We start from the raw sequence: 25,513 nt of genomic DNA on the forward strand, positions 1-25,513 counted from the left end.
GGAAGTTTCTCCGCGGGCGCGGATTTAGCCATTTTCCGGCTTCTGTCACATATGATTCGAAGTGTTTTTCAACTCAAAAATGTGGCGTGCCGCACAGGATTGTGAGTGCGGTAAAAAACTTGAATCAGCCTTAAATCGGCCATGCAATCAACGCAAGAACGCGGCGATTCGCACGGAGGCCGCCTGCCATTCCTGCTCGAGCTGCGCCATCAGTTCGATCGCGCCGATTGCTTCGGCGCGCGTGTGGCCAAGCGGCGCACCCTGCCCCGCCCACAACGACAGGTAATCGCCGTTCTGCGCACGCGCCGCGTTTTGCCGCAGCTCCTGCGTCAACGCGTTTTGCACCGGATACGGCGCGATGCTGTCCGCCGAGTCGCGCAAACGTTGTATCAACGGATTGCGGATACCGCGCGCGTGGCGGCCCGTGATCGCGCGCGTCACCGTGGTCGAGGTATCTGCCATGCCGCGCACGCGGGTTTTCCATACCTCGGGGATCGCGCTCTCGCGGGTGGTCAGAAACGCGGTGCCCATCACCGCGGCTTGCGCGCCGAGCGCGAGTGCCTCGACGATGCCGCGACCGTCCATGATGCCGCCGGCCGCGAGCACCGGCAGCCCGGTCGCGTCGACCAGTTGCGGCACGAGCGCCATCGTGCCGACCAGCGCATCTTCGAATGCGCCGATGAACGTGCCGCGATGCGCGCCCGCCTCCGCGCCTTGCGCGGCGACGGCATCGGCGCCCGCATCGCGCCACGCGATGCCTTCTTCAACATGCGTCGCAGTCCCAACTACATAGCTGCCGCTCGCGTGCAAACGCTCGACGTCGTCCGCTGCTAGCAGTCCGAACGTAAAGCCGGCGACCGGCACCCGCAATTCGATCAGCGTTTCCAGTTGCGCGCGAAAGTCAGGCGCATAGCGTGCGAGCGGCTGTCCCGGCGGCAAGCCGAGATCGGCGCGCAGCGGATCGATTGCGTCGAGCGCGCGGCGCACGGTGGCTTCATCGGGCGAGACCGGATCGAGCACGAACAGATTCACGCCGAACGGGCGATCGGTCAGCGCGCGAATCGCCGCGACCTCGCTCGCGATCTTCTCGGGCGCGAGCGCCGCCCCCGCGAGAAAACCAAGTCCGCCCGCATTGGATACCGCCGCGACGAGCGCCGGCGTCGTCGCGCCGCCGGCCATCGGCGCCTGCACGACGGGTACCCGCATCTGCAAGTGCTCGGCGAGCGGCGTCACGAAACTGCCTTCATTCATGTTCGTTTCCTTCCGGCGCAAAGCCGTCGATGTGCTGATTCATGCGCTCGCCAACATGTTCGCGAGATGCGCTGACACGCGCGAGCCATCACGCGCTGACTTTACCGACACGCGCCATCGCGGAGAAATGAATTATCGAGATCGTTTCAATCGCCTGACGAGAATCGAAGCACGCCGCATCACCCGCGAGGCCCCGTCCCGCCTCCCTGCAAGGCGATTCTTTTGATGGCAAACTAACCGCCCGTTGCAGGGCCTCGTGGCCTTGAGCGTTTCGTACACACCGACCTCGCGCGGTGGTCGCGCGAGTCAATGGAGAACAGCATGAGCACGACTTCCCGATGGATCGACATCCCCGCCGGCAACGACAGTTTCGGCGGCTACCTCGCGCTGCCGAAGGGCGGCAAGGGACCGGCCGTCATCATCATTCAGGAAATCTTCGGCGTGAACGGCCATATCCGCTCGGTCGCGGATCAGTACGCGCAGGACGGCTATGTCGCGCTCGCCCCGGACGTGTTCTGGCGCGTGCAGCCGCGCGTCGAATTGACGTATGACGGCAAGGATCGCGAAAAGGGCATCGAGCTGATGCAGAAAACCAAGGTCGACGACGCGGTCGCCGACCTCGGCGCCGCCGCGGCCGCCTTGCGCGCGCTGCCGGAAGTGACCGGCAAGATCGCGGCGATCGGCTACTGCTTCGGCGGCCGTCTCGCCTATCTGGCCGCGGCGGCCGGTTCGGTCGACGCCGCTGTCGCCTACTACGGCGGCGGCATCCATAACCATCTCGACAAAGCCGCGAACATCAAGGTGCCGATGCAGTTCCACTACGGCGAGCTCGACGCGCATATTCTGCCGTCGGACATCGGCCAGATTCAGGAGCGCTTCGCGGGTCGCGCCGACGTGCAATTCAACATCTACCCGAACGCCGACCACGGTTTCAACTGCTCGGAGCGTGCGTCGTACAACCAGCACGCGTCGGCATTGGCGCATGGCCGCACGCTGACGTTCCTCGGCGAGCGGATGTAATCCGCGGTTCCGGCATTCAGTCGGCCCCGCCGCGTTGCGCATGTGATCGCAAGCTCGCGCATTTGAAGTGCGCACTCGAATTCACATGAGTCACGTCGGCGCTCAACTCGGGTACTCTGTGCAAGACGGCGTGTCGGCCGACACGCCGTCTTTTCACATGTGCGACGCCCGAGCGGGGCAACGCGATGCCGAGCGAAACGCCCCAGTCGCGCGTGCATGGCCGGCCACGAATTCGACGCAGCATGCCAACCGACCGCGAGGGCTCAATCGACGTGCAATCAGACTATCTCGCTCATGACGCCATCGGCCTCGCCGAACTCGTGCGCACGCGCCAGGTCAGCGCGCGCGAATTGATCGACGTCGCGATCTCGCGCACCGAGGCCGTCAATCCCGCGATCAACGCGGTCGTTCTGAAGGACTACGATGCGGCCCGCCAACGTGCGTCGCGCGAAGACGCGAATCGCGCGAATACCGTCGACGGCGCGAACGGAACGGACAACTCCGCCGCCCACGCCGCGCTCGCCGGCGTGCCGTTCCTGATCAAGGATCTCGGCGCGCCCGTTGCGGGACTGCCCATGGCAATGGGCAGCCGACACTACCGGCACTTCATTCCGACTCAGGATGCGCCGGTCGTCGCGCTCGCGAAAGCGGCGGGTTTGAATATCTTCGCGAAGACCAGCACGTCCGAGCTCGGCCAGATGCCTTATACGGAGCCCGAACTATTTGGCGCGTGCCGTAATCCGTGGAATATCGATCACACGCCGGGCGGTTCGAGCGGCGGCGCGGCGGCAGCGGTCGCTGCCGGCATCGTACCGCTCGCGCATGCGTCGGACGGCGGCGGCTCGATCCGGATTCCGGCGTCGTGCTGCGGACTGTTCGGCCTGAAACCCTCGCGCGGTCGCGTGCCGCGCGCGGCGCAGGCCAGCGCCGGCGAACTCGGCATCGATCACGCCGTGTCGCGCAGCGTGCGCGACAGCGCGTTGCTGCTCGATCTGCTGGCCGGCAACGCCGAGCGGCCGAGCGGCGCGCCCGGCACCTTTCTCGGCGCGACGCGCGAGCCGTGCAAACCGCTGACGATCGCCTACGTGACCGAGCCGATGCTCGCGCCGTCGTTATCGGCCGATGCGCGCGCCGCGCTCGACGACGCCGCGCAACTCGCGAGCTCACTCGGCCATCGTCTGGAGCCGGTGTCGCTCGGCGTCGATTTCGCGGCGGTCCGTCATGCGTTCCTGACGCTGTGGTCGGTGACCGCCGAGGACCTCGTGCTGAACGCGGAGCGCATCACCGGCCACAAGCCAACGCGCGGCGAGTTCGAAATTTCGACATGGGCGATGGCGCACGTCGGCCGCAAGCTCGGCGAGCAGGGCTTGCCGGCCGCGCTCGACGAACAGCGCCGCATCACTGCGCGTCTGACCGACCTGCTGAACCGCTACGACGTGCTGTTGTGCGCGACGCTCGCGTCCGCTCCGATCAAGATCGGCGAGATGCGACCAAGCTCGGTCGAGCGCATGCAGATGCGCGCGATCACCACGATGCCGCTAGAACGATTGATGAAGAAACTGCTGTTCGAAGCGTCGAACAAGGCATTCGCGTGGGCCGGATGCACGGAGCTGTTCAACCTGAGCGGCCAGCCGGCGATGTCGGTGCCTTTGTACTGGAATTCGCGCGGGCTGCCGATCGGCGTGCAGTTCGCGGCGCGTACCGGCGGCGAGGCGACTCTGTTCAGACTCGCCGCGCAACTCGAGGCGGCGCGGCCGTGGTTCGACAGGCGGCCGCCATTGATGAATGCGCGCCGCTAATAGTCCAGCGGCCCGCTGCAATGAAGCTTTGAAAAACCGGCCCGGCTTGCGCCGCGCAGGCTTGATCAGGCCTTCTTGTTATAGGCGCTGCACCATCCCGTGGCCGCGACCTGCTTGCCCGCGAACATCGGGCAGAGGCCGTAGGCATCGCCCGCCTTGCCCTGGAAGAAGCTGCAGTTGCTGCATTGCTCGCCAGGCGCGTATTTGGCGAATTTCGCCTTGTCGACCTTGCTCGCGTCCGCCTTGTAGCCAAGCGCCTGCGCGGTCGGATCGGTTTCGGAGACTTTCGGCGCGTCGGCGAACGCCTGGCGCGACAGCGCGAACGTCGATGCCACACCGATGCTGGCGATCAAAAACGTACGACGGGAAGAACTCATGGGGACTCACTCCATTTATATGGGAATCAACGCCGTTCTGATGACAGCGTTCGCCAAGCATAGCAACGTAGCCGTCGCCCGTGATATTCCAAATGCTAAAGATAAGCGGAGCGGTACGGTCCAAACGCAGCCTCAAGGCCGCCCGCTCAGCTCGCAGACCCGCTGCGCAATCGCAAGCGATGCCGTCAACCCCGGCGACTCGATGCCGAACAGATTGACGAGCCCGCGCACGCCATGCGCGGCCGGCCCCTGGATCATGAAGTCCGCGGCGGGCTCGCCCGGGCCGGACAACTTCGGACGAATACCGGCGTACGCCGGCTGCAACGCGCCATCGGGCAAGGCCGGCCAGTACGCGCGAATCGCCGCATAAAACGACTCCGCGCGACGCGGATCGACGTCGTAATTGATCGCATCGACCCATTCGACGTCGGGGCCGAAGCGCACCTGGCCGCCCAGGTCGAGCGTCAGATGCACGCCGAGGCCGGCTTCGTTCGGCATCGGATAGATCAGGCGGCTGAACGGCGCGCGCCCCGAGATGCTGAAGTAATTGCCGCGCGCCAGGTAGAGCGGCGGCACGTGGCGCGAGTCGAGTCCGCGAATCTTGCGCGCGAGTGCGTTCGCATGCAGACCCGCGCTGTTGATCACGCAGGCAGCGCTGATCGTGGTGGGCGCCGCACCGCCGACCGCGATGGTGAAACGGCCGTTGTGAGCCTCGATCGCCTCGACCGGCGCATGGAACGCGTACACGGCGCCGTCGCGCTCGGCATCGCCTTGCAGCGCGAGCATGTACTGATGACTATCGACGATCCCCGTCTGCGGCGAAAACACTGCCTCCACGCATTCGAGCGCCGGTTCGAGCGCCTGCGCCTGATCGCCGGTGACGCGCAGCAGATCGAGCACGCCGTTGTCGCGCCCTTTGGCCATGATGCTTTCGAGCTGCGGAATCTGGTTGCGCGACGTGGCGACGAGCAGCTTGCCGCAGCGCGAATGCGGCACGTTGCGCTCGGCGCAATAGTCATACAGCATTTCGCGGCCGCGCACGCACAGCGTGGCCTTCAGCGATCCGCGCGGATAGTAGATGCCCGCGTGAATCACTTCGCTGTTGCGTGAACTCGTGCCCACGCCGATGGCGTCGGCGGCCTCCAGCACGATCACCTCGCGCCCGCGCGCCGCCAGCGCGCGCGCCGTCGCGAGGCCGATCACGCCGGCGCCGATCACTACACATTCGATCTGATCCATATCCGTTGACGCGGCGCATTGGGCCGCGCGCTGCCTCGTTCAGCCGATGGAAGGAAGACAAGTACGGCACCTCGCCGCCGCGTTCCGTTTGTTGTCGAACGCATCTGTCCGCTGGTCTGCTTATGTCTTTTTATCACCGCCACGGAAAAGTGTACGACTCGGTACAGACAGAAGTGACAAACGTTCGTGCGCGCCGACCAGGCGATGGCGGCGCAAGCTGGCTCGATTCTGCGCTCCACATCGAAAATAGCAATAATTGCCGCGGCATTCACCACGCAGGCTGTCCAAATTTGCCGAGACAGCTCCCCAAATTCCAGAGAAGCGGGGTTTGGGTGCAAAAAACCGACCGAAAACCTCAAAAACCGATCGGTTTTCGCCGGTTTCCGTAATCGAGGCGGATATCGGCGGGCTCGATCTGGTCGCGTCCCGCGATGCGCGCCGCGCCGAAGCCGTTCAGGATCGCGCGGCGCATCTCGCGCGGCGACGCCCGCTTCAGCGCATCGAGCGTCGCTTCGCCAAGCGTCCCCGGAAAGCGCAGGCCCCAGTTGTGCGCGCCGCGGATCTCGTCGTAGATCGACTGCGCGATGCGTCGCGCGCCGGCGTGGTCCGGCGGCGAGATCTCGTAGACGTTCATGCGGTTCAGGATCGGCTCGGGGATCGCGCGTTCGTCGTTGGCGGTCGCGATCCAGATCACGTTGCCCGCGTTGATCGGTATCTCGGCGAACTCGTCGATGAAGCTCTGGGCGGTGTCGTGTTCGAGTAGCGCGTACAACGCGCCGAGCGGATCGTATTGCGAATCGCCGCTCGCCTTGTCGATTTCGTCGACGGCGATCACCGGGTTCGCGTAGCTGCCGTTCACGAGTGCATCGAACACCTTGCCCGGCTTCGCGTTCTTCCATTGCGACGAGGCGCCCGACAGAATCCAGCCCGCCGTCAGCGAACTCATCGCGACGTATTGGTACGCGGTGCCGAGCAGGCGCGCGAGCTGCTTCGCGAAATGCGTCTTGCCGATGCCGGGCTCGCCGAGCAACAGGATCGGCATCAGTTCGAGCCGGTCCTCGGTTTCGAGGCACAGCGCGACCTGCTTGCGGATGTCGTCGAGCGGGGCGGAAAAATTGGGCAGCGCGCCGATCAGATCGTCGATCGACGGCATCCGGTTCGGCTTCACGCAGAATCGCAGATTGCCGGTTTTCAGCATCTTTTCGTAGGTCGCGCGCAGCGCCTCGTTCGCGCCCTCGCCGAGACCGTTCAGCGCGCTTTCGACCTCGTCGAGGTCATACACCCGGCTGAACGAGGCCACCGCGATTTCCTGTTTGACCATTGCTGTCGTCATCGCTCACCCCGTCTGGCTGATTCTGCAGCGGCGGCGCCTTGTGAGCGCCGGTTCGAGTCCAGTGTAGCGAGGACACAAACGCGTGCAAGCCAGCAGTCATGTGGCTCTGCTGCTAACGATCGCTGGCATCCCATCCTCATCTGGAATGGAGTGTTGCTGAACCGGCCCTCGTCGACCGTGTCAGAAATCGTTGCGGCCATCGGGGGTAAGATGGCTCTCTAATTGCGACGAGGCACCCACGCAAGCGACGCGTAAGCGGAGATCCTTTTTATGTGGAAAACCAGTATCGTGGCCATGCTGCTTGGCGCTTCGTTGCTCGCCCACGCGCAACAACAGCCAGCGCAGCAGGTCGTGCAATGGCAGCTGCAGGTGGTGAAAGATGGCCAGCAGATCGATTCGTTCGACGGCACCACGACCGTCGGCCAGGCGCGCACGGATACGCATCACCAGGTCGTGCAACACGAGGTCGGCTGCAAGGACCAGCCGGCCGGCAGCATCGATCTGTCACGCACGATCACGGTGTCGCCGCTGCGCGTCGATCCCGAGGGCGTGATGTTTTCGATCGACACGCAGGAAACGCTCGAGGACGACAATGCGCGGCGCACCGACATCGGCTGCAAGCTGCCGCCGCAGCCGCGCCAGGTGAGCGCGAGCCACCCGGGTCTCGTGGTGCCGCCGGATCAATGGGCGAGCTGGACGATCGTCGATCACAATCCGAACCTCGTGTACCGCGTGCATGCGAACGTCGTGAGCAACGGTGCGAACGGCAACGGCACGAACGGCGGCATGAGCGGCAATGGCGCCGCGACCGGCAGCAGCAATCCGAACTGACAGGAACCGCGCGCCTTACCGACGCGCTCAAACAGAACACGTGGATAACGCGGCATGCGAAACCCAGAAGAACTGATCCGCGAGAGCCTCGCTCCGAACGATTTCGTCGCGGTGAGCTGGAACCTGCACAAGGGCCGCACACCGCTCGGTTTTCAGGCCTGGCAGGCGATGCAGCGCTGGGTTCAATCGACCCACGCGGACGCATACTTCCTGCAGGAAGCGATGGCGCGGCGTATGCCGTCACCGGTATTGGCGAGCAGTTTCGGCACGCCGATGGGCGATCCACTGACCGACGTATGGCACTGTCAGGCAACCGAAATCGCGCGCGCGCTCGAACTCGAAGTCGCGCTCGGCCCGAACGTGTTCAAGCCGTCATGGCGGCACGGCAATGCGATCCTGTCGCCGCATCCGCTCGATCTCGGCGGCCGCTGGGACATCTCCGCGCACCGCTTCGAAAAGCGCGGCCTGCTGGTCGCGCGTGCGACGTTCGGCGGACGACTCGTCACGTTGCTCTGTGCGCATCTCGCGCTGACGCGTCCGGCGCGGTTGCGGCAGATGGACTGGATCGCGCACTGGATCGCGAAGGAAGCCCCCGACGGTCCGCTCGTGCTGGCCGGCGATTTCAACGATTGGCGCAACGATTCAGTGCCGCTCTTTCGCGAGCATGGCTTGCAGGAAGTCGCGACGCTGCTCGGCGAACCGGCGCGCACGTTCCCGGCGTTCTCGCCGGCGCTGTCGCTCGACAAGATGTTCGTGCGCGACATGCAGCCGGTCGAATGGATCCAGCCAACGCAGGAGACCGCGTGGCTGTCCGATCATTTGCCGTATATGGCGAAGTTGCGGCTGGAGTGAGCGCTTCTGTTGGTTGAGCTTTCGCCAACGGAAAGCGCGTCCCCCCTCACTCGCGATGCGGCGTCCAGCTGAACGCCGCTTCGATCTCCTCCCCCGGCTGCAATACGCAGCCACCGACGTGTTCTTGTGTACCAACCGCGTTGAAGCAATCGGTCGTATTCGTGACCGGTTCCACGCATAGCTGCGGATCGTTGACCGGCGCGAACACGACCAGGTGATCGAACGGCGCGTCGGCACGCATCGTCAGATTGCGGCGCTCGTCGGGCCACGCGATCGTCGCCACGCGCGACCAATTCGAAAAGTTGTTGTCGAGATCGAACGCATCGGGCGACATGCCCGCGCGCAAGGCGTCGACGGCCGGATGCGGGCCGAGATGCGTCGGCAGCACGTCGGTGTCCGCGTGCCACATCGCCTGCACGTCGGCATGGATGCGCGTCGACGCGGTGCGCGGATAGTACGGATGATGGCCCATGCCGAACGGCATCGGCCGGCCGGCGAGATTCCGCGCGGACATCGTGATGTGGAGCGCGCCACCGCGCAACTCGATACGCTGCCGCGCGCGATAGCGAAACGGCCAGTCGCCAGTCGCGCTCGCATCCGGTTCGTGCTCGAAGTGCAAGTCCACCGCGCTTTCGCTGCGCGCGCCGACGCACCACGGATTCCGCCACGCGTTGCCATGCAGCGCGTGGGCGAAACGCGGGTCGTTGCCGGCGAGATCGATCGTCGCGCCGTCGAACGCGAAGCGCGCATCGCGAATCCGGTTGCAGTATGGGAACAGCGGAAAGCTCGCCATGCGCAGCGGATCGCGCGCTTCGAACGCTTCCGGCAGCGCCGGCCGCAGCCAGTGCAACGGACCTTCCGGCGTGACTTCGTAGAACGCCGCGAGCGCGCCGCCAACGTCCGGCGCGAGCACCGCTCGCAACGCACCGGCCGACAACGTGACGAGGCGCGCGGCGATCACGGGATCGTCGAGCCATGAGCGTCGAGTCGCCGAACGAGTCACGTCATGTGCCTCGCGCGGCCGGGCAGGATTCAGGGAAACGTCGCGCATGGTCAGACGAGGCGAAACCGCGAGCGGAAAGCGGCATCAACGTGCATTCATATCTCCTTTGACGTGCCGCGCACCCCGCGGCCGGCGGACCACCTCAGTCCGCCCCGAGCGAGAATCGCACGACACCGCACCATTGGTCAATATTATTAGTAATAAATTCGTTCAAAAAGGGCCGGTAACGGGCCGTACGCTCCGTTCCAAAATGGCGGGTTAGCGCGCGTTGCCGCGCGCATATTATTAGTGGTACCGTCAGCAGCATGATGCCGCTGGCATTCCCCCGCTTCAGCGCCGCCTCCGCGCGGCCCGCACGATGAAAAAATCGACTCAACGCCGTCCCACCATGACCGACATCGCCAAGCTCACCGGCGTGTCGCAATCCACCGTTTCGCTCGTGCTCAACAACGCGGCCGGCGCGAAATTCTCCGATGCGACCCGCAACAAGGTGCTGAAGGCCGCGCACGACCTCGGCTACCGGCTGTCGCTGCGCGCGCCCGTAGCGGCATCGAGCGACGAGCGCAACCTGATCGTCTATCTGGCCGACGAAATCTCGACGAGCCCGCACCCGGTCGTCAACATCGACGGCGCGCGCGACGCCGCGTACGCGAGCGGCAAGATGCTCGCGGTCTACTCGACGCACGGCAACGCCGACATCGAAAAACAGGTACTCGACACGGTCCTCACCAATCCGCACGTGTTCGGTGTGATCTACGCGACCGTCTACACGCGCAAGGTCGCGCCGCCGACCGCGCTGTCGCAGGTGCCGACCGTGCTGCTGAACTGCTACACCGGCGACAGCACGTTCTCGTCCGTGGTGCCAGCCGAGGTCGCGGGCGGCCATCTGGCGACCGAGTACCTGCTGCAGGCCGGCCATCGGCGCATCGGCTACATCAACGGCGAGCCGTGGCAGGACGCCGCGAAAGACCGCCTGAAGGGCTACCGCACCGCGCTCGCGACCGCCGATCTGCCTTTCGCGGCCGAACTCGTGCGCGACGGCGACTGGAGCCCCGGCCTCGGCTTCGAGCTGACGCTGTCGCTGATGCGCGAGGCCAATCCGCCCACCGCGATCTTCTGCGCCAACGACCTGACCGCGATCGGCGCGATCGAGGCGCTCAAGCAGCTCGGCCTGCGCGTGCCCGAGGACGTGTCGGTGCTCGGCTACGACGACCAGGAAATCGCGCGCCACACGCATCCGCCGCTGTCGACGGTGGTGCTGCCCAACTACGAACTCGGCCGCTGGGCCGTCGAAACGCTGCTGCAGGAAGAGCACAACCGCGCAGCCGGCGCGCCGGTGCGCCATCGCACGGTCAAGCTCGACGGACCGCTGGTGGAACGCACCTCGGTCAGGGTAATTACCGAGGCAAAACCGGCGATAACTAATATTATTAGCGATTGACCAATAATAATTTTGAGTGGAATAATCGGCACGTCAGGTCGGGAAGACAGCGCGCCGGTGGGTCATAGCCAATCGCGCGCTCGCCGGCGAACCAACGTCGGCCCCCCCGGCTGGACAGAGGCAATCCCGAGCAGCACGAAAAGCAAATAAACCGTCACCGGTTACTGGAGGAAGACATGGCGGCAAATGGTGGCGCTTGCGCGCGCGGTGTCGTCGGACGCGAAGATGGTGATCATGGACGAATCGACGTCGTCGCTCGACGAGCGCGAAGTCGAACTGCTGTTCACCGTCGTGCGCAAGCTGCGCGACGACGGCCGCGCGGTGATTTTCGTCTCGCACCGGCTCGACGAGCTGTACGCGCTGTGCGATCGCGTGACCGTGATGCGCGACGGCCAGACGGTCGTGCAAAGCACGATGGCCGAGATGGACAAGCTGCAGCTCGTCACGACGATGCTCGATTTCCGCACGCCCAAGCAGGCGCGCGAAGCGGGCATCAGCACGATCTACCGGGAGATCAACCTGGTGCCGTTCCGCGAATCTGAGCGTCGCCGCGGGCGCGAGGGTTCAGTCGCGATGACGATTGCCGGCGTGCTGCTGCTCGGGCTCGTGTTCAATCTGCTGAACTTCGAGAACGGGCTCGGGTTCATCAGTCTGTCCGCGTACTGGCAATCGGTGATTCGCGGCGTGTTCCTGCTACTCGTGATCGTGCTGCAGGCGCGCGTGTTGAAACAGCGCGGAAAAAAGCGGGTGCCGGCGGTGTGAGCAAGCGGCACCTGCGAATTGGCGTCATCAATTCCATCGGACAGAATTTCCTTACTTGGCCGAGGCTTGCCGCCACAATCGCCGCCCCCGACCCATCTCTGTGTACCGATAGACTCGCCGCGAAACCGTGTGACCGTGACGCGTCCCCGACGCGTCACGACGTCCCCGATCGTCGTCCCGGTTTCCTTATTGACTGTCGGTGCGCAACGTCCAGACGGTCGCCGTATTCGTGGCGTCGTCTACCGCGGTGAACTGCAAGTGGCGCTTGCTATCGAGGCCGAGTGCGAGGCCGAACGCGAGGCCAAACGCGGAGCCCGGCGCAGGGTCGACCGACATTTGAGCGACGAATTGTCCGTCGACGGTGAACTCGACGATTTCGCTAGGACGTTTCGGGTCGGGCGCGCGACGCACGCGGCGCGATGCGCGTGCCCGTATCACCAACCCGTCGAAGCCAGTGTATGAACCGAATGCAGATATCGCACGAGAAGCCTCCATTTGACACCTCCTACTCGCATGGGCGGCCGCAGCCGCCAGGACGAGTCGCGCACCCACCGCGCTGCCTGGCTTAGCGCGACTCGCCTCCTGCGTAAACGAGGCAACGTCGGGCGTATTCCCCAAAAAATCACGGCGCGCAAACGATAGTCGAAAGCGAGGCGATCTCGATGGCGCCGGCAGGGTTCCGCCCCATTTGCCAGTTTTATCAGCAGGGTCAATGCTGCAGCGCACGCCGCCTTTCGGTATCATCTTGAAAATGTTGCCCTTGCGGCGCGTCGCTTTCGCGCCTGCCGGGCAACCAATGGCAGCCGCCCTTCGCGGCGTTCGCCGAATCGCCGTACCCCGCTGAAGCACGGCCGCACTCACGCCAACGTACTTCGCGGCGCCAGCAAGCCGGCGCCGCCGCTTCCCGGTTTAGCAACCCGCTTTACCACGCTCGACCGCCGCGCCGCGGCCCCGCCCCGGCGGGCACGGTAAAATGACGGATTGCGCGGGAGTCCCGACCACGGGTCAGCGCAGCATCGCCCCTTGCCGTGCCGGCCGGCTCAGACGACTGGCCGCCTTTGTTTTCGCACTATCCAAGAAGCCATGAGCAACCTGAATTCACAAACCGTCCTGAGCGTCCATCACTGGACCGATACGCTTTTCAGCTTCACCTGCACGCGCGATCCGTCGTTCCGTTTCGAAAACGGCCAGTTCACGATGGTGGGCCTGCAGGTCGAGGGCAAGCCGCTGCTGCGCGCATACAGCCTCGCCAGTGCGAACTACGAAGAACATCTCGAATTCCTCAGCATCAAGGTGCAGGACGGCCCGCTCACATCGCGACTGCAGCACCTGAAGGTCGGCGACGAAGTGCTGATCGGCAAGAAGCCGGTCGGCACGCTGGTGGCCGACAACCTGCTGCCGGGCAAGACGCTGTGGCTGTTGTCCACCGGCACGGGCCTCGCGCCGTTCATGTCGATCATCAAGGATCCGGACATTTACGACCGCTACGAGCGCGTGGTCCTCACGCATACCTGCCGTTTCGTCGACGAACTCGCGTACAAGGAATACATCACCGAGCACCTGCCGGCGCATGAACACCTCGGCGAGTTCGTACAGGAAAAGCTGCTGTACTACCCGACCGTCACGCGCGAAGCGTTCCAGAACCGCGGCCGCATCACCGAGCTGATCGAAACCGAAAAGCTGTTCGCCGACCTCGGCGTGCCGGGTTTCTCGCTCGAGGACGACCGCGTCATGCTGTGCGGAAGCCCGCACATGCTGCGCGACACGCGCAAGCTGCTCGAAGACGCGGGCTTCAAGGAAGGCAGCAACAACGAGCCGGGCCATTACGTGGTCGAAAAGGCCTTCGTCGGCTAAGCCGGCCGGCATTCTTCTTCGCGGCCCGCGCGCCGCGAATTCCGAAAAAAAAGGAGCCTCCGGGCTCCTTTTTTTGTTGCTCCGTTACAAATCGGAGCGCGTTGCGTCACCTTCGCTGTCAGAATTCCTCTGACAGCACGAGTCCGCGGTAAACATCATGTAATCTCTGAAGACTCTGCGCTAAGCCTTGGTACGACTGCTTTTTTAATCTTTTTGAGATATCATCGCGCCGCGAGATCAGACGAATTCATGCACCGATCGTCGTCAATCCGAGTTGTTACTGAATGTAAATTTCGTTACGTTGGGCCATCGTGTTTCGTCCGACGCGAAACCTCGTGATTCGCGAGCTTTGATTCCGTCTGCGCGTGCCCGCTTCGCCGTCCACTCCGCCTCCTGAGAGGGAAATTCATGGATACGTCGACTGCCGTCCCGTTCAACGCTGCGCTGGCTTCGTCTGCGCAGCGTGATGGCTTCGACATGCCATCGCTCGCCGCGCGCGAGATCGAGCGGCTGCGCGCGCGGGTACGCGAGCTGTCGGCCGAATTGGTCGACGCGCAGGAAAGCGTGCGCCGTCACGTCGCGCGCGAGCTGCACGACGGCGTCGGCGCCGAGCTGACTGCGACGCGCTTCGCGCTCGCCGGCATCGAAACCTGGCTGCCCGCCGACGCGCCGCCGCAATGCGCGGCCGCGCTCGCGGTCGCGAATCGTTCGCTCGACGCCGTGCAGGCGGCAAATCGCGACGCCATCGCGCAACTGCACGCGCCGTCGTTCGAGACAGGCCTCGCCGGCGCGCTGCAGTGCTGGGCCCGCGACTTCTCCATGCGCACCGGCTTGCGCATCACCTTCACCTGCAGCGTCGACGCGCGGCTCGCGCGCCTGCCCGCCGATGCCGCGCTCGCCGTGTTCCGCGTCGCGCAGGAAGCGCTGAACAACATCGCGAAGCACGCGCGCGCGACCTGCGCCGACCTGCGCGTCGAAACCGGTGCGCGTCATCTGAGGCTCCTCGTTAGCGACGATGGCATCGGCCTGCCGCGCGGCGCGCGCGAACGCGGTGGCCAGAAAAAAAACGGCGGTCATTTCGGCCTCGCCGGCATGCAGGCGCGCTGCGCCGCATTCGACGGCACGCTGCGAATCAGCGCGAGGCGCACGAGCGTCGGTCGTGGCGAGGACAGCGGCGCTGGCAACAACGGCGCCACCACCCCGCGCGGCACCCTGATCCAGGCCCGCTTCGCGTGGCACGCGCTGCTCGCGGCCGCCCCAACGCCGCGCGCCGCCCGGCGCGCGCTGCAATCGTGAGCCCGCGACCATGAGCCTGCGCATCCTGATCGTCGAAGATCACGCGGTGGTCCGCCAGGGCGTTCGCCATCTGCTGCTCGATCGCGGCGTCGCGCGCGAGGTCGCCGAGGCGCAAAGCGGCTCCGAAGCGCTCGACCTGGTCGTCCACCAGAGCTTCGACGTCGTGCTGCTCGACATTTCGCTGCCCGACATGAATGGCGTCGAGGTGCTCAAGCGTCTGAAGCGCAAGGCGCCGCGCGTCGCGGTGCTGATGTTCTCGATGTACCGCGAGGACCAGTACGCGGTGCGCGCGCTCAAAGCCGGCGCGTCCGGCTATCTGTCGAAGACGGTCGATGCCGCGCAGATGATCGGCGCGATCCAGCAGGTCGCGGCGGGCCGCAAGTACGTGAGCCCCGAGATGGCCGAGGCGCTCGCCGACTACGTGTCGTTCGACGGCGAGCAGTTGCCGCACGAAAAGCTGTCCGATCGGGAGTACCAGACGCTGTGCATGCTCGCGTCCGGCAAACGTCTCACCGATATCGCGGCCGCGCTGTCGCTGTCGGTGAAGACCGTCAGCGTGTACCGCACGCGGCTGCTCGACAAGATGAAGCTGCGCAACAACGCCGAGTTGACCTTTTATGTAATGAGTAACCGCCTGGTCGATCTGAATCCCGCGATGGCGGGCTAGCCCAGCAGGCGCCGCCAGCCGTGCCTGCGGCGTTGCGCCGCTGTCGTCCGATCGTGGCGCCGGCGCAATCGGAGAGATTCCATCCTCATCAATTGACTTTTCAATAAATAGCTTCACCGCCGCCCCGCTTCCGGCTCCGCAAGACCTCCTCGAAATCACCTCCTGGCGGGAGTTTCCGCCCATCGCCTTGGCCCAGAAAGCGCCGCGCGAACCAGCCCGGCGACACGCATCCGCTAGAATCGCGGGTTTTTCCGACATTCGGCGCGCAACACGCGTGCACCACTGGAGACCCACGCCAATGTCCCTGTTTCGCAAAAAGAGCGTCGAGCACATGCTTGCGGCGAGCGCTCAGACCGCCGGCCTGAAAAAGGCGCTGGGCGCGCTCGACCTGACTTTCCTCGGCGTCGGCGCCATCATCGGCACCGGCATCTTCGTGCTGACCGGCACGGGCGCCTTACAGGCGGGTCCCGCGCTGATGATCTCGTTCCTGATCGCGGCGATCGCCTGCGGCTTCGCCGCGCTCGCCTACGCTGAATTCGCATCGACGATTCCGGTCGCCGGTTCGATCTACACGTACTCGTATGCGACGCTCGGCGAGCTGGCCGCGTGGATCATCGGCTGGGACCTGATGCTCGAGTACGGGCTCGCGACCTCGGCGGTGTCGGTCGGCTGGTCCGGCTATCTGCAGTCGTTGCTGTCGGGCTTCGGCGTATCGCTGCCGATGGCGCTGAGCGCAGCCCCCGGCGCCGTGCCCGGACACGAAACGCTGTTCAACCTGCCCGCCTTCCTCGTGATGATGGCGATCACCACGCTGCTGTCGCTCGGCGTGCGCGAATCCGCGCGTATCAACAACATCATGGTTGCGATCAAGGTCGTCGTCGTGCTGCTCGTGATCGGCGTCGGCGTGTTTCACGTCACGCCGGCCAACTGGCACCCGTTCATGCCTCACGGCTGGAGCGGCGTGTTCGGCGCGGCCGCGGTGATGTTCTTCGCGTTCATCGGCTTCGACTCGGTGTCGTCGGCGGCCGAAGAAGTGAAGAATCCGAAGCGCGACCTCCCGATCGGCATCATCGCGTCGCTCGGCGTGTGCGCGGTGCTGTATGTGGCCGTGGCCGCGGTCGTCACCGGCATCGTGCCGTCCGGGAAGTTCATGGGCATTTCGCACCCGGTGTCGTACGCGCTGCAACTCGCGGGGCAGAACTGGGTCGCCGGCTTCATCGACCTCGGCGCCGTGCTCGGCATGCTGACCGTGATTCTCGTGATGGCCTACGGTCAGACGCGGGTGATCTTCGCGATGTCGCGCGACGGCCTGCTGCCCGCGAAGCTGTCGAAAGTGCATCCGCGTTTCGCGACGCCGTTCTTCACGACGTGGCTCGTCGGCATCTTCTTCGGCCTGATCGGCGCGCTGGTGCCGCTCAATGTGTTGGCTGAGCTGATCAATATCGGTACGCTCGCGGCGTTCTCGATGGTATCGATCGCGGTGCTCGTGCTGCGCAAGACGCACCCAGAGCTGCCGCGCGCGTTCCGTTGCCCTGGCGTGCCTGTCGTGCCGGTGCTCGCGGTCGCATCGTGCCTGTTCCTGATGCTGAACCTGCAAGGCATCACGTGGGGCGCGTTCGTGATCTGGCTGCTGATCGGCATGGTTATCTATTTCGGCTACTCGCGCCGTCATTCGAAACTGGCAAAGTAAAGCGCCGTTCCGATGAAGCCACGCCAATGAGCTGAATGCTCGCGAGCGTGGCCTCGCTTTCCGCCGATCTATCGATGCGCCCCGTCATGCTCCGCAGACGGGGCGCTTGTCTTTGCGGCGTCCCATTCCGTGGCCGCCGTGTTCTCTTCGTGCGCTCGCGCGCGCCGAACACACTTCCCCTCATAGCGCGCCCGCGCGATTTGTGCTTTACTTTTCGGCAGATTTGTAAAACCCGTAGCACCCTCATCGGACTTGGCGAATCGAAGTCAGCACGCAGTCGAAGCAAAGCAGGGGCAATAACAATCACAGGTCCGGTCTCACCCACAGCAACTATCTTGCATGGGATCGTGGTCTGCGCCGAGGCAGGGATCGATACGCCGAAGCGCTCGCTCCGATCAATATAGGAGACAGCTTCATGGCGATCAGCATCAGTCTGACGGTCAATGGCGCGCCCGTGAGCGCCTCAGTCGACCCTGGCACCCTGCTTGTCCAGTTCCTGCGCGATCAACTCCGTCTGACCGGCACCCATGTCGGCTGCGATACGGCGCAATGCGGCGCCTGCACCGTGCATCTGAACGGCCGCGCGATCAAGTCCTGCAACATCCTCGCCGTGCAAGCCGATGGCGCGGAAGTCACGACCATCGAAGGGCTCGCGCACAACGGCGCGCTGCATCCGATGCAGGCCGCGTTCAAACACTGCCACGGTCTGCAATGCGGCTTCTGCACGCCGGGCATGGTGATGAACGCGGTGTCGCTGGTGCAGCGTCAACCCGATCTGACCGGCGACGAGGTGCGCGAGCAGCTCGACGGCAACCTGTGCCGCTGTACGGGCTATCACAACATCGTCAAGGCCGTGCTCGAAGGCGCCGCGGGTATGAAGTCCGCCGCATCGAGCGCATCTGCCGGCGCGAATGCCGCCGGCGCCACCGCCGCCTGAGGAGCCGTCGATGAACGCACCCGATACACAGAGCCTGATTGGCGCCGCCGTCGAACGCAAGGAAGACTATCGCTTCCTGACCGGCAAAGGCCAGTACACCGACGACATCGTGCTGCCGCAGCAAACCTACGCGGTGTTCCTGCGCTCGCCGCACGCGCACGCGAAGATCAGAAGCATCGACACGAGCGCGGCCAAACAGTCGCCGGGCGTGATCGCGATCTTCACCGGCGCGGATCTCGCCGCCGACAACGTCGGCGGACTGCCGTGCGGCTGGCTGATCCATAGCACCGACGGCAAGCCGATGAACGAGCCGCCGCATCCGGTGATCGCGCATACGAAAGCACGGCACGTGGGCGATCAGGTCGCGCTCGTGATCGCTGAATCGATCAAGGCGGCGAAAGATGCGGCCGAACTGATCGAAGTCGATTACGAAGAACTGCCGGCCGTCGTCGATACCGCGCATGCGGCCGACCCGGGTCAAGCGGCCGTGCACGACGAAGTGCCCGACAACGTCTGCTACAACTGGGGCCACGGCGACAAGGCCGCGACCGATGCCGCGTTCGCGAAGGCCGCACACGTGACCACGCTCGATATCGTCAACAACCGCCTCGTGCCGAACGCGATCGAACCGCGCGCGGTCAACGCGAACTATTCGGCGCAGGACGAGAGCTACACGCTGTACGTCGCGAATCAGAACCCGCACGTCGAGCGGCTGCTGATGGCCGCGTTCGTGCTGTCGCTGCCGGAATCGAAGCTGCGCGTGATCGCGCCGGACGTCGGCGGCGGCTTCGGCTCGAAGATCTTCCTGTACGCCGAAGACGTCGCGCTCACCTGGGCGTCGAAGAAGATCGGCCGGCCGGTCAAATGGACCGCCGAGCGCTCCGAGGCGTTCCTTTCCGATGCGCACGGCCGCGATCACGTGACCAAAGCCGAGCTTGCGCTGGACGCCGACGGCAAGTTCCTCGCCATGCGCGTGCATACGATCGCTAACATGGGCGCGTATCTGTCGACGTTCGCGTCGAGCGTGCCGACGATCCTGTACGCGACGCTGCTCGCCGGGCAATACGCGACGCCCGCGATCTACGCCGAAGTGAAGGCCGTCTTCACCAACACCGTTCCGGTCGATGCGTATCGCGGCGCGGGCCGGCCGGAAGCGACGTTCGTCGTCGAGCGCCTGGTGGAAGCCGCGGCGCGCGAGATGAAACTCGACCCCGCGGAAATCCGCCGCCGCAATTTCATCACGCAATTCCCGTACGCGACGCCGGTCGGCCTCACCTACGACACCGGCGACTACAACGCGATCCTCGCGCGCGCGCTCACGCTCGCGGACGTCGAGGGCTTCGCCGCACGCCGGCAGGAATCCGAAAAGAACGGCAAGCGCCGCGGCCTCGGCTATTCGTGCTACATCGAGGCATGCGGTCTCGCGCCGTCGAACATCGCGGGCGCGCTCGGCGCGCGCGCGGGCCTGTTCGAAGTCGGCCAGATCCGCGTACATCCGACCGGCTCGGTCACCGTGTTCACGGGCTCGCACAGTCACGGCCAGGGGCATGAAACGACCTTCGCGCAAGTCGTCGCGGACCGCCTCGGCATTCCGCTCGAAAGCGTCGAGATCGTGCACGGCGACACCGGCCGCATCGCGTTCGGCATGGGCACGTATGGTTCGCGTTCGATCGCGGTCGGCGGCTCGGCCATCTCGAAGGCGCTCGACAAGATCGAAGCAAAGGCGAAGAAGATCGCCGCGCATCTGCTCGAAGCGTCGGCTGAAGACATCGAGTTCAGGAACGGTGTGTTCCGCGTCGCGGGCACCGACCGCACCAAGGCGTTCGCGGAGATCTCGCTCGCCGCGTACGTGCCGCACAACTATCCGCTCGACGTGCTCGAACCGGGGCTCGAAGAAAGCGCGTTCTACGATCCGACCAACTTCACGTATCCGTCGGGTGCGTATATCTGCGAGATCGAAGTCGATCCGGACACCGGCGTCTCCCGCATCCAGCAGTTCACCGCGGTCGACGATTTTGGCAACGTGATCAATCCGATGATCGTCGAAGGTCAGGTGCATGGCGGGCTCGGGCAAGGCATCGGCCAGGCGATGCTCGAGCGCTGCGTGTACGACAACGACAGCGGCCAGTTGCTGTCCGGCTCTTACATGGACTACGCGATGCCGCATGCGTCCGACCTGCCCGACTTCACGGTCGAAACGTCGAAGGGCACGCCGTGCACGCACAATCCGCTCGGCGTCAAAGGCTGCGGCGAAGCGGGCGCGATCGGCTCACCGCCGGCCGTGATCAACGCGATCATCGACGCGCTCGCGCCGCTTGGCGTGACCAATCTGCAGATGCCGGCCACGCCGCATCGCGTCTGGTCCGCGATTCAAGCGGCGAAGCAAGCCTGACCCAACGATCCTGAGCGGAGCATTCGACATGTATTCATTCGAGTATCAACGCGCGACGGATCCGCAAGCGGCCGCCGCAGCCCTCACCGCCGACAGCGACGCGAAGTTCCTCGCCGGCGGCCAGAGCCTTCTGCCGACGATGCGCCTGCGTCTCGCGCAGCCGTCGCAACTGATCGACGTGACGCGCATTCCCGCGCTCAGGACGATCACCGTCGACGCCAGCACGGTGACGATCGGCGCAGCCGTCTGTCACGCGGACGTCGCCGAACACGCGGACGTGCGGCGCGTGTTGCCCGCGCTCGCGGAGCTGGCCGCGAATATCGGCGATCGCCAGGTACGCGCGCTCGGCACGATCGGCGGCTCGCTCGCGAACAACGACCCGGCCGCGTGCTACCCGGCGGCGGCGATGGGCCTCGATGCGACGATCGTCACGGACCGGCGGCGCATCGCTTCGGCCGACTTCTTCGTCGGCATGTACGAGACCGCGCTCGCGCCCGACGAGCTGATCGTCGCCGTCGAGTTTCCGGTGCCCGAGCGTGCCGCATACGAGAAATTCCGCAATCCGGCCTCGCACTTTGCGCTGGTCGGCGTGTTCGTCGCGAAGGTCGCGAGCGGCGTGCGCGTCGCGGTAACGGGGGCGGCGTCATCGGTGTTTCGCGTGGCCGAGCTCGAAAGCGCGCTGTCGACGAACTTCACGCCCGAGGCGGCACGTGCAGTGAGCGTGTCGCCAGACGAGCTGAACGACGACATGCACGCGAGCGCCGCGTATCGCGCGCATCTGATTCCGGTGCTCGCCGCGCGCGCGGTCACGAAGGCAAATGCCTAGCGATCCTCGCTAGGCGCCCCGGCTTGCCGCGCCTTCACCACGGCGCGCGCAAGCCGGCTTCGTTCACTTCGCGAGCCGGCGCGACAGTTCGACGCCGGGCTCGCGGCCATTGCGTTCTTCACTCGCGCCACGCTTTGCCATGGCCGTCGCGCAGATTCAGGACCACCATGCAGCCGGCTTCGATCGACGACACCCTCGCCCAACTCGCCGCCCAACGCTATTTCGCGAGCCGCGAGCTCGCGACCGCACTGTATCTCGCGCTGCGCATGGAGCGGCCGTTGTTCGTCGAAGGCGAGCCGGGTGTCGGCAAAACCGAGCTCGCGAAAGCCGCGGCGGGCATGCTCGGCACCACGCTGCTGCGGCTGCAATGCTATGAAGGCCTCGACACCGCGAGCGCGCTTTACGAATGGGACTACCCGCGCCAGATCATGGCGCTGCGGCTTGCCGAAGCGAGCGGCGAGCGCCCCGACAACGACACGCTATATCGTGGCGAATTCCTGCTGAAGCGTCCGCTTCTGCAGGCGTTGATGCCCGACGAAAACCATCCCGGCGCGCGGCGCGTGCTGCTGATCGACGAAATCGACCGCGCCGACGAACCGTTCGAGGCATTCCTGCTCGAACTCCTGTCCGACTTCCAGGTATCGATTCCCGAATACGGCACCGTGCGCGCGACGCAGCCGCCGCTCGTCATCATGACGTCGAACCGCACGCGCGAAGTTCACGACGCGTTGAAGCGCCGCTGTCTGTATCAATGGATCGGCTATCCCGACCGCGATCGCGAACTGGAGATCGTCGCCGCGCGCGCGCCGCAAACGTCGGCGCAATTGCAGCGGCGCGCGGTCGACTTCGTGCATCGGCTGCGCGGCATGGATCTGTTCAAGGCGCCCGGCATCGCCGAGACGATCGACTGGTGCCGCGCGCTCGAAGCGCTGTCGGTCACGGAGCTCGATCCGCAATCGGTGCAGAACACGCTCGGCGTGCTGCTCAAGTATCAGGACGATCTCGCGCGTGTGGATGCCGCGCAGATCGCGCAGTGTCTGTCCGGGTGAGGGCCGTTGGCATGACGAACGGAACCGGCTCGGGCAGGCTCGACGACACGAACCAGCACACTGCGCCCACGCTCGCGCGCAACGTCGTCCATTTCGTGCGCGTGCTGCGCGGCGCTGGCTTGCCGATGTCGCCCGCACAAGCAGTCGACGCACTCGCCGCGTTGCAGTGGATCGACCTCGGCCGCCGCGACGACGTGCACGCCGCGCTTGCCGCGCTGCTCGTCACCGCGCCCGACGAACGCGAACTCTTCAATGCCGCGTTCGATCTGTTCTGGCGCGACCCCGATTGGGAAGGCAAGCTGCGCGCGCTGCTGCTGCCGAAAGTGCGCGACGGGCTGCCGCCGCCCAAGCGCAACAACCGTCTCGCCGATGCGCTCGCGGTGCGCATGCCACCGTCGCCGCATCTGCATGCGCCGCAGGAAACCGAGCAGCACGAGTTGCATGCGCAGTTGACGTTCAGCGCCGAAGAGCGGCTGCGTCATCGCGATTTCGACACGCTGAACGCCGACGAATGGCGCACGCTGCGGCATCTGATTCGCGGCCAGCGGCTGCCGCTCGCAACCGAATCGACGCGGCGCCTGAAGGCGGCATCGCACGGCACGCATGCGGACTTGCGCGCGAGCGCGCGGCATGCGGTGCGCGCCGGTGGCGACTGGACCGTGTGGAAGTATCGCGCGAGGGTCGAGCGCAAGCCGCCGCTCGTGCTGCTGCTCGACATTTCCGGCTCGATGAGCAACTACTCGCGCGCGGTGCTCTACTTTTGCCACGCGTTGTTGCAGTCGCGCGAACGTCTGCAAGTGTTTCTTTTCGGCACGCGGCTCACGAACGCGACGCGCGCATTGCGCGAACGCGATCCGGACGTCGCGATCGCGACGCTCAGCGATCAGGTGGTCGACTGGTCGGGCGGCACGCGCATCGGCGCGGCGCTCGCCGAGTTCAACCGACGCTGGGCGCGCCGCGTGCTCACAGGTCGTGCGACGGTGCTGCTCGTCACCGACGGTCTCGATCACGAAGCGATCGACGTGCTCGATACCGAAATGGCGCGGCTCGCACGCTTCGCGCATCGCATCGTGTGGCTCAATCCGCTGCTGCGGTTCAGCGGCTTTACTCCGAAGGCGCGCGGCGTGCAGGCGATCCTGCCGTATGTCGACGCGCATCGTCCGGTTCATAATCTAGACAGTCTCGCAGCGTTCGGCCACGATCTCGCGCAACTGACGCGCGCGCCTCGCCACGCCGTCGCCGCGACGACACTCGCAGGAGCAACGTCATGGAATTGAGCGAAACTCATACGCTGCCGGTCGCGCAGCAGCAAACGTGGGACGCGTTGAACGACACCGAGATTCTGCGCGCTTGCATCCCCGGCTGCGAAAGTATCGACCCGGAGGGCGAAAACGCGTACCTGGTCACGCTGAGCGCGGCGGTCGGCCCGGTCAAGGCGCGCTTCAAGGGGCGCATGCAATTGACCGATATCGACGCGCCGAACACCTACACCATTGTGTTCGAAGGCCAGGGCGGCGCCGCGGGTTTTGCCAAGGGCAACACGCATGTCACGCTCGAAGCCGACGGCGATGCCGCGACGAAGCTCTCCTACACCGCCAATGCGCAGGTCGGCGGCAAGCTCGCGCAGATCGGCTCGCGGCTCGTCGACGGTGCGGCGCGCAAGATTGCGGGGGAGTTTTTCAAGCGCTTGAGCGCCCAGCTCTCGGGAGACAATAGCGCTCATGAAACAGCGGAAGGCGACGCCCCGGTGCATACCGAAACCGGAGCCGAAGCCGCATCCGCCTCCGAGCAAACGGAATCGAACGAGGCCGCGGACGGCGAGTCCGGTGGCGAGGCAAAGAAAGGGAAGAAATCATGGACAGCGTGGATCTCGAAGTTCTGAAAACCAGCGCCCGCTGGCTGGCGGACGGACATCGCGCGCTCCTCGTGACGGTCGTGAAGACGTGGGGCTCGTCGCCGCGTCCCGAGGGCGCGATGCTCGCGGTGCGCGACGACGGACTCGTGGTGGGCTCGGTGTCGGGCGGCTGCATCGAAGACGATCTGATCGATCGCGTGCGGCAACGGGGCATCGAGCAGACACATCCGGAGGCGGTGAAGTACGGCATCACGGCCGAGGAAGCGCATCGCTTCGGCCTGCCGTGCGGCGGCACGATCCAGCTCGTGCTCGAACCGTTGACGCGGCAAAGCGGCATCGCCGAGCTGTGTCACGCGGTCGAAAATGGCCGGCTCGTCGCGCGCGAACTCGACATGACGACGGGCGCGGTGCGGCTCGACAACGCGCAGGCGACCGACGGCGTGCATTTCGACGGTGAGCGTCTGTCGACGATCCACGGCCCGCGCTACCGGATGCTAGTGATCGGCGCCGGGCAGTTGTCTCGCTACCTGTGCCATATCGCGGTGGGGCTCGATTATCAGGTGACGGTCTGCGATCCGCGCGAGGAATACACCGAGGAATGGGACGTGCCGGGCACGAAGATCGTACGCACGATGCCGGACGATACCGTGATCGACATGAAGCTCGACGAGCGCTGCGCAGTGATCGCGCTCACGCACGATCCGAAGCTCGACGATCTCGCGCTGATGGAAGCATTGAAGACGCCGGCGTTTTATGTCGGCGCGCTCGGCTCGCGCAGGAACAATCACGCGCGACGCGAGCGCCTGAAGGAGTTCGATCTGAACGAAGCCGAACTGGCCCGCTTGCATGGACCTGTCGGCATTTATATCGGCAGCAGGACGCCGCCCGAGATCGCGGTGTCGATTCTGGCGGAGGTGACGGCGGCGAAAAATGGCGTGTCGCTGCCGACGCTATTGCAGGTCGAAGGCGCGAAGGCCGCGCGGGAGATTGCGGCGTCGGGTGGCGCCGCTTACAGCGTGTAGCCCGTCGACATCACGCA

Annotated in this window: 22 protein-coding genes and 3 pseudogenes; 19 read left to right on the forward strand and 6 right to left on the reverse strand. The window is 65.3% G+C overall.

The features are described from left to right. Positions 1-147: 147 nt before the first annotated feature. Positions 148-1,251 (reverse strand): NAD(P)H-dependent flavin oxidoreductase, encoded by a 1,104-nt coding sequence (locus OKW35_RS08340; RefSeq protein ID WP_429551691.1) that lies wholly within the window; start codon positions 1,249-1,251, stop codon positions 148-150. On the opposite strand from OKW35_RS08340, the gene OKW35_RS08345 reads away from it, so the two are divergent. From OKW35_RS08345 to OKW35_RS08355, 3 genes are all read left to right on the forward strand, one after another. Continuing rightward, complete coding sequence (locus OKW35_RS08345; protein WP_184146058.1) at positions 1,250-1,477, forward strand: hypothetical protein; 228 nt, start codon at positions 1,250-1,252, stop codon at positions 1,475-1,477. The genes OKW35_RS08340 and OKW35_RS08345 overlap by 2 nt on opposite strands. Positions 1,478-1,572: 95 nt before the next feature. Continuing rightward, entirely contained in the window at positions 1,573-2,271 is a 699-nt protein-coding gene (locus tag OKW35_RS08350; protein WP_018419150.1) for a dienelactone hydrolase family protein, read from the forward strand. A 242-nt stretch (positions 2,272-2,513) separates the two neighbouring features. After that, positions 2,514-4,070 carry an amidase gene (locus OKW35_RS08355; protein WP_429551692.1) on the forward strand — a complete coding sequence of 519 codons (1,557 nt, stop codon included), beginning with the start codon at positions 2,514-2,516 and terminating at the stop codon, positions 4,068-4,070. Positions 4,071-4,135: 65 nt separating this feature from the next. Here OKW35_RS08355 and OKW35_RS08360 read toward each other — a convergent pair whose 3' ends face one another. From OKW35_RS08360 to OKW35_RS08370, 3 genes are all read right to left on the reverse strand, one after another. Continuing rightward, positions 4,136-4,447 (reverse strand): high-potential iron-sulfur protein, encoded by a 312-nt coding sequence (locus tag OKW35_RS08360; protein ID WP_429551693.1) that lies wholly within the window; start codon positions 4,445-4,447, stop codon positions 4,136-4,138. 132 nt (positions 4,448-4,579) lie between these two features. Then, on the reverse strand, positions 4,580-5,686 hold the full coding sequence (locus OKW35_RS08365) for an NAD(P)/FAD-dependent oxidoreductase (protein ID WP_429551694.1): 1,107 nt from the start codon (positions 5,684-5,686) through the stop codon (positions 4,580-4,582). Positions 5,687-6,041: 355 nt separating this feature from the next. Continuing rightward, positions 6,042-7,019 (reverse strand): AAA family ATPase, encoded by a 978-nt coding sequence (locus OKW35_RS08370; RefSeq protein ID WP_184060843.1) that lies wholly within the window; start codon positions 7,017-7,019, stop codon positions 6,042-6,044. Positions 7,020-7,289: 270 nt separating this feature from the next. Here OKW35_RS08370 and OKW35_RS08375 point away from each other — a divergent pair, with 270 nt between their 5' ends. Then, the gene (locus tag OKW35_RS08375) at positions 7,290-7,850 is read left to right on the forward strand and encodes a hypothetical protein (RefSeq protein WP_090802651.1); all 561 of its coding nucleotides are present in this window, start codon (positions 7,290-7,292) and stop codon (positions 7,848-7,850) included. Between the two features lie 54 nt (positions 7,851-7,904). After that, positions 7,905-8,702, forward strand: coding sequence for an endonuclease/exonuclease/phosphatase family protein (locus OKW35_RS08380; RefSeq protein ID WP_184060845.1), 798 nt, complete (start codon positions 7,905-7,907; stop codon positions 8,700-8,702). 46 nt (positions 8,703-8,748) lie between these two features. Here OKW35_RS08380 and OKW35_RS08385 read toward each other — a convergent pair whose 3' ends face one another. Continuing rightward, positions 8,749-9,753: an aldose 1-epimerase gene (locus OKW35_RS08385; protein WP_429551695.1), complete on the reverse strand. Its 1,005-nt coding sequence runs from the start codon at positions 9,751-9,753 to the stop codon at positions 8,749-8,751. A gap of 340 nt (positions 9,754-10,093) precedes the next feature. Between OKW35_RS08385 and OKW35_RS08390 the strand changes: the two genes are divergently transcribed. The 3 genes and pseudogenes from OKW35_RS08390 to OKW35_RS08400 all read left to right on the forward strand — a co-directional run. Further along, positions 10,094-11,146, forward strand: a complete 1,053-nt coding sequence (locus OKW35_RS08390) for a LacI family DNA-binding transcriptional regulator (RefSeq protein ID WP_429551696.1) — start codon at positions 10,094-10,096, stop codon at positions 11,144-11,146. A gap of 180 nt (positions 11,147-11,326) precedes the next feature. Further along, positions 11,327-11,602 (forward strand): annotated as a pseudogene (locus OKW35_RS08395) (sugar ABC transporter ATP-binding protein); the annotation flags it as partial. A gap of 96 nt (positions 11,603-11,698) precedes the next feature. Then, a pseudogene (locus OKW35_RS08400) lies at positions 11,699-11,908 on the forward strand (ABC transporter permease); the annotation flags it as partial. 186 nt (positions 11,909-12,094) lie between these two features. Here the strand turns inward: OKW35_RS08400 and OKW35_RS08405 are convergent. Next, positions 12,095-12,307: pseudogene (locus tag OKW35_RS08405) on the reverse strand (hypothetical protein); the annotation flags it as partial. Between the two features lie 684 nt (positions 12,308-12,991). Between OKW35_RS08405 and OKW35_RS08410 the strand changes: the two are divergent. The 11 genes from OKW35_RS08410 to OKW35_RS08460 all read left to right on the forward strand — a co-directional run bounded on the left by OKW35_RS08410 (position 12,992) and on the right by OKW35_RS08460 (position 25,496). Further along, on the forward strand, positions 12,992-13,762 hold the full coding sequence (locus tag OKW35_RS08410; RefSeq protein ID WP_018419136.1) for a ferredoxin--NADP reductase: 771 nt from the start codon (positions 12,992-12,994) through the stop codon (positions 13,760-13,762). A gap of 408 nt (positions 13,763-14,170) precedes the next feature. Continuing rightward, complete coding sequence (locus OKW35_RS08415) at positions 14,171-15,058, forward strand: sensor histidine kinase (RefSeq protein ID WP_429551697.1); 888 nt, start codon at positions 14,171-14,173, stop codon at positions 15,056-15,058. A gap of 10 nt (positions 15,059-15,068) precedes the next feature. Further along, the gene (rqpR, locus tag OKW35_RS08420) at positions 15,069-15,725 is read left to right on the forward strand and encodes a response regulator transcription factor RqpR (RefSeq protein ID WP_090802643.1); all 657 of its coding nucleotides are present in this window, start codon (positions 15,069-15,071) and stop codon (positions 15,723-15,725) included. Between the two features lie 298 nt (positions 15,726-16,023). Then, positions 16,024-17,415: an amino acid permease gene (locus tag OKW35_RS08425; protein WP_187612075.1), complete on the forward strand. Its 1,392-nt coding sequence runs from the start codon at positions 16,024-16,026 to the stop codon at positions 17,413-17,415. Between the two features lie 415 nt (positions 17,416-17,830). Continuing rightward, positions 17,831-18,352, forward strand: coding sequence for a (2Fe-2S)-binding protein (locus OKW35_RS08430; protein ID WP_184025999.1), 522 nt, complete (start codon positions 17,831-17,833; stop codon positions 18,350-18,352). 10 nt (positions 18,353-18,362) lie between these two features. Further along, complete coding sequence (locus OKW35_RS08435) at positions 18,363-20,744, forward strand: xanthine dehydrogenase family protein molybdopterin-binding subunit (RefSeq protein ID WP_187615098.1); 2,382 nt, start codon at positions 18,363-18,365, stop codon at positions 20,742-20,744. Between the two features lie 28 nt (positions 20,745-20,772). Continuing rightward, positions 20,773-21,570: an FAD binding domain-containing protein gene (locus OKW35_RS08440; RefSeq protein WP_429347269.1), complete on the forward strand. Its 798-nt coding sequence runs from the start codon at positions 20,773-20,775 to the stop codon at positions 21,568-21,570. 167 nt (positions 21,571-21,737) lie between these two features. Continuing rightward, on the forward strand, positions 21,738-22,619 hold the full coding sequence (locus OKW35_RS08445) for an AAA family ATPase (protein WP_090802637.1): 882 nt from the start codon (positions 21,738-21,740) through the stop codon (positions 22,617-22,619). An 11-nt stretch (positions 22,620-22,630) separates the two neighbouring features. Beyond that, positions 22,631-23,896 carry a vWA domain-containing protein gene (locus tag OKW35_RS08450; protein WP_429551698.1) on the forward strand — a complete coding sequence of 422 codons (1,266 nt, stop codon included), beginning with the start codon at positions 22,631-22,633 and terminating at the stop codon, positions 23,894-23,896. Further along, entirely contained in the window at positions 23,887-24,501 is a 615-nt protein-coding gene (locus OKW35_RS08455) for a CoxG family protein (RefSeq protein WP_429551699.1), read from the forward strand. The genes OKW35_RS08450 and OKW35_RS08455 overlap by 10 nt, the downstream gene beginning before the upstream one ends. Beyond that, positions 24,474-25,496 carry an XdhC family protein gene (locus OKW35_RS08460; RefSeq protein ID WP_184060868.1) on the forward strand — a complete coding sequence of 341 codons (1,023 nt, stop codon included), beginning with the start codon at positions 24,474-24,476 and terminating at the stop codon, positions 25,494-25,496. Before OKW35_RS08455 ends, OKW35_RS08460 begins: the two co-directional genes overlap by 28 nt. Positions 25,497-25,513: the final 17 nt, after the last annotated feature.

The sequence above is a fragment of the Paraburkholderia sp. MM5477-R1 genome, from assembly GCF_050436385.1.
GTDB classification, from domain to species: Bacteria; Pseudomonadota; Gammaproteobacteria; order Burkholderiales; family Burkholderiaceae; genus Paraburkholderia; species Paraburkholderia tuberum.

Coding starts and splice junctions, on each gene's coding strand:
- OKW35_RS08350 (WP_018419150.1), top strand. CDS start 1,573: ATGAGCACGACTTCCCGATGGATCGACATCCCCGCCGGCAACGACAGT.
- OKW35_RS08390 (WP_429551696.1), top strand. CDS start 10,094: ATGACCGACATCGCCAAGCTCACCGGCGTGTCGCAATCCACCGTTTCG.
- OKW35_RS08380 (WP_184060845.1), top strand. CDS start 7,905: ATGCGAAACCCAGAAGAACTGATCCGCGAGAGCCTCGCTCCGAACGAT.
- OKW35_RS08375 (WP_090802651.1), top strand. CDS start 7,290: ATGTGGAAAACCAGTATCGTGGCCATGCTGCTTGGCGCTTCGTTGCTC.
- OKW35_RS08365 (WP_429551694.1), bottom strand. CDS start 5,686: ATGGATCAGATCGAATGTGTAGTGATCGGCGCCGGCGTGATCGGCCTC.
- OKW35_RS08385 (WP_429551695.1), bottom strand. CDS start 9,753: ATGCGCGACGTTTCCCTGAATCCTGCCCGGCCGCGCGAGGCACATGAC.
- OKW35_RS08425 (WP_187612075.1), top strand. CDS start 16,024: ATGTCCCTGTTTCGCAAAAAGAGCGTCGAGCACATGCTTGCGGCGAGC.
- OKW35_RS08345 (WP_184146058.1), top strand. CDS start 1,250: ATGTTCGTTTCCTTCCGGCGCAAAGCCGTCGATGTGCTGATTCATGCG.
- OKW35_RS08460 (WP_184060868.1), top strand. CDS start 24,474: ATGGACAGCGTGGATCTCGAAGTTCTGAAAACCAGCGCCCGCTGGCTG.
- OKW35_RS08445 (WP_090802637.1), top strand. CDS start 21,738: ATGCAGCCGGCTTCGATCGACGACACCCTCGCCCAACTCGCCGCCCAA.
- OKW35_RS08340 (WP_429551691.1), bottom strand. CDS start 1,251: ATGAATGAAGGCAGTTTCGTGACGCCGCTCGCCGAGCACTTGCAGATG.
- OKW35_RS08370 (WP_184060843.1), bottom strand. CDS start 7,019: ATGACGACAGCAATGGTCAAACAGGAAATCGCGGTGGCCTCGTTCAGC.
- OKW35_RS08440 (WP_429347269.1), top strand. CDS start 20,773: ATGTATTCATTCGAGTATCAACGCGCGACGGATCCGCAAGCGGCCGCC.
- OKW35_RS08455 (WP_429551699.1), top strand. CDS start 23,887: ATGGAATTGAGCGAAACTCATACGCTGCCGGTCGCGCAGCAGCAAACG.
- OKW35_RS08450 (WP_429551698.1), top strand. CDS start 22,631: ATGACGAACGGAACCGGCTCGGGCAGGCTCGACGACACGAACCAGCAC.
- OKW35_RS08410 (WP_018419136.1), top strand. CDS start 12,992: ATGAGCAACCTGAATTCACAAACCGTCCTGAGCGTCCATCACTGGACC.
- OKW35_RS08435 (WP_187615098.1), top strand. CDS start 18,363: ATGAACGCACCCGATACACAGAGCCTGATTGGCGCCGCCGTCGAACGC.
- OKW35_RS08360 (WP_429551693.1), bottom strand. CDS start 4,447: ATGAGTTCTTCCCGTCGTACGTTTTTGATCGCCAGCATCGGTGTGGCA.
- rqpR (WP_090802643.1), top strand. CDS start 15,069: ATGAGCCTGCGCATCCTGATCGTCGAAGATCACGCGGTGGTCCGCCAG.
- OKW35_RS08355 (WP_429551692.1), top strand. CDS start 2,514: ATGCCAACCGACCGCGAGGGCTCAATCGACGTGCAATCAGACTATCTC.
- OKW35_RS08415 (WP_429551697.1), top strand. CDS start 14,171: ATGGATACGTCGACTGCCGTCCCGTTCAACGCTGCGCTGGCTTCGTCT.
- OKW35_RS08430 (WP_184025999.1), top strand. CDS start 17,831: ATGGCGATCAGCATCAGTCTGACGGTCAATGGCGCGCCCGTGAGCGCC.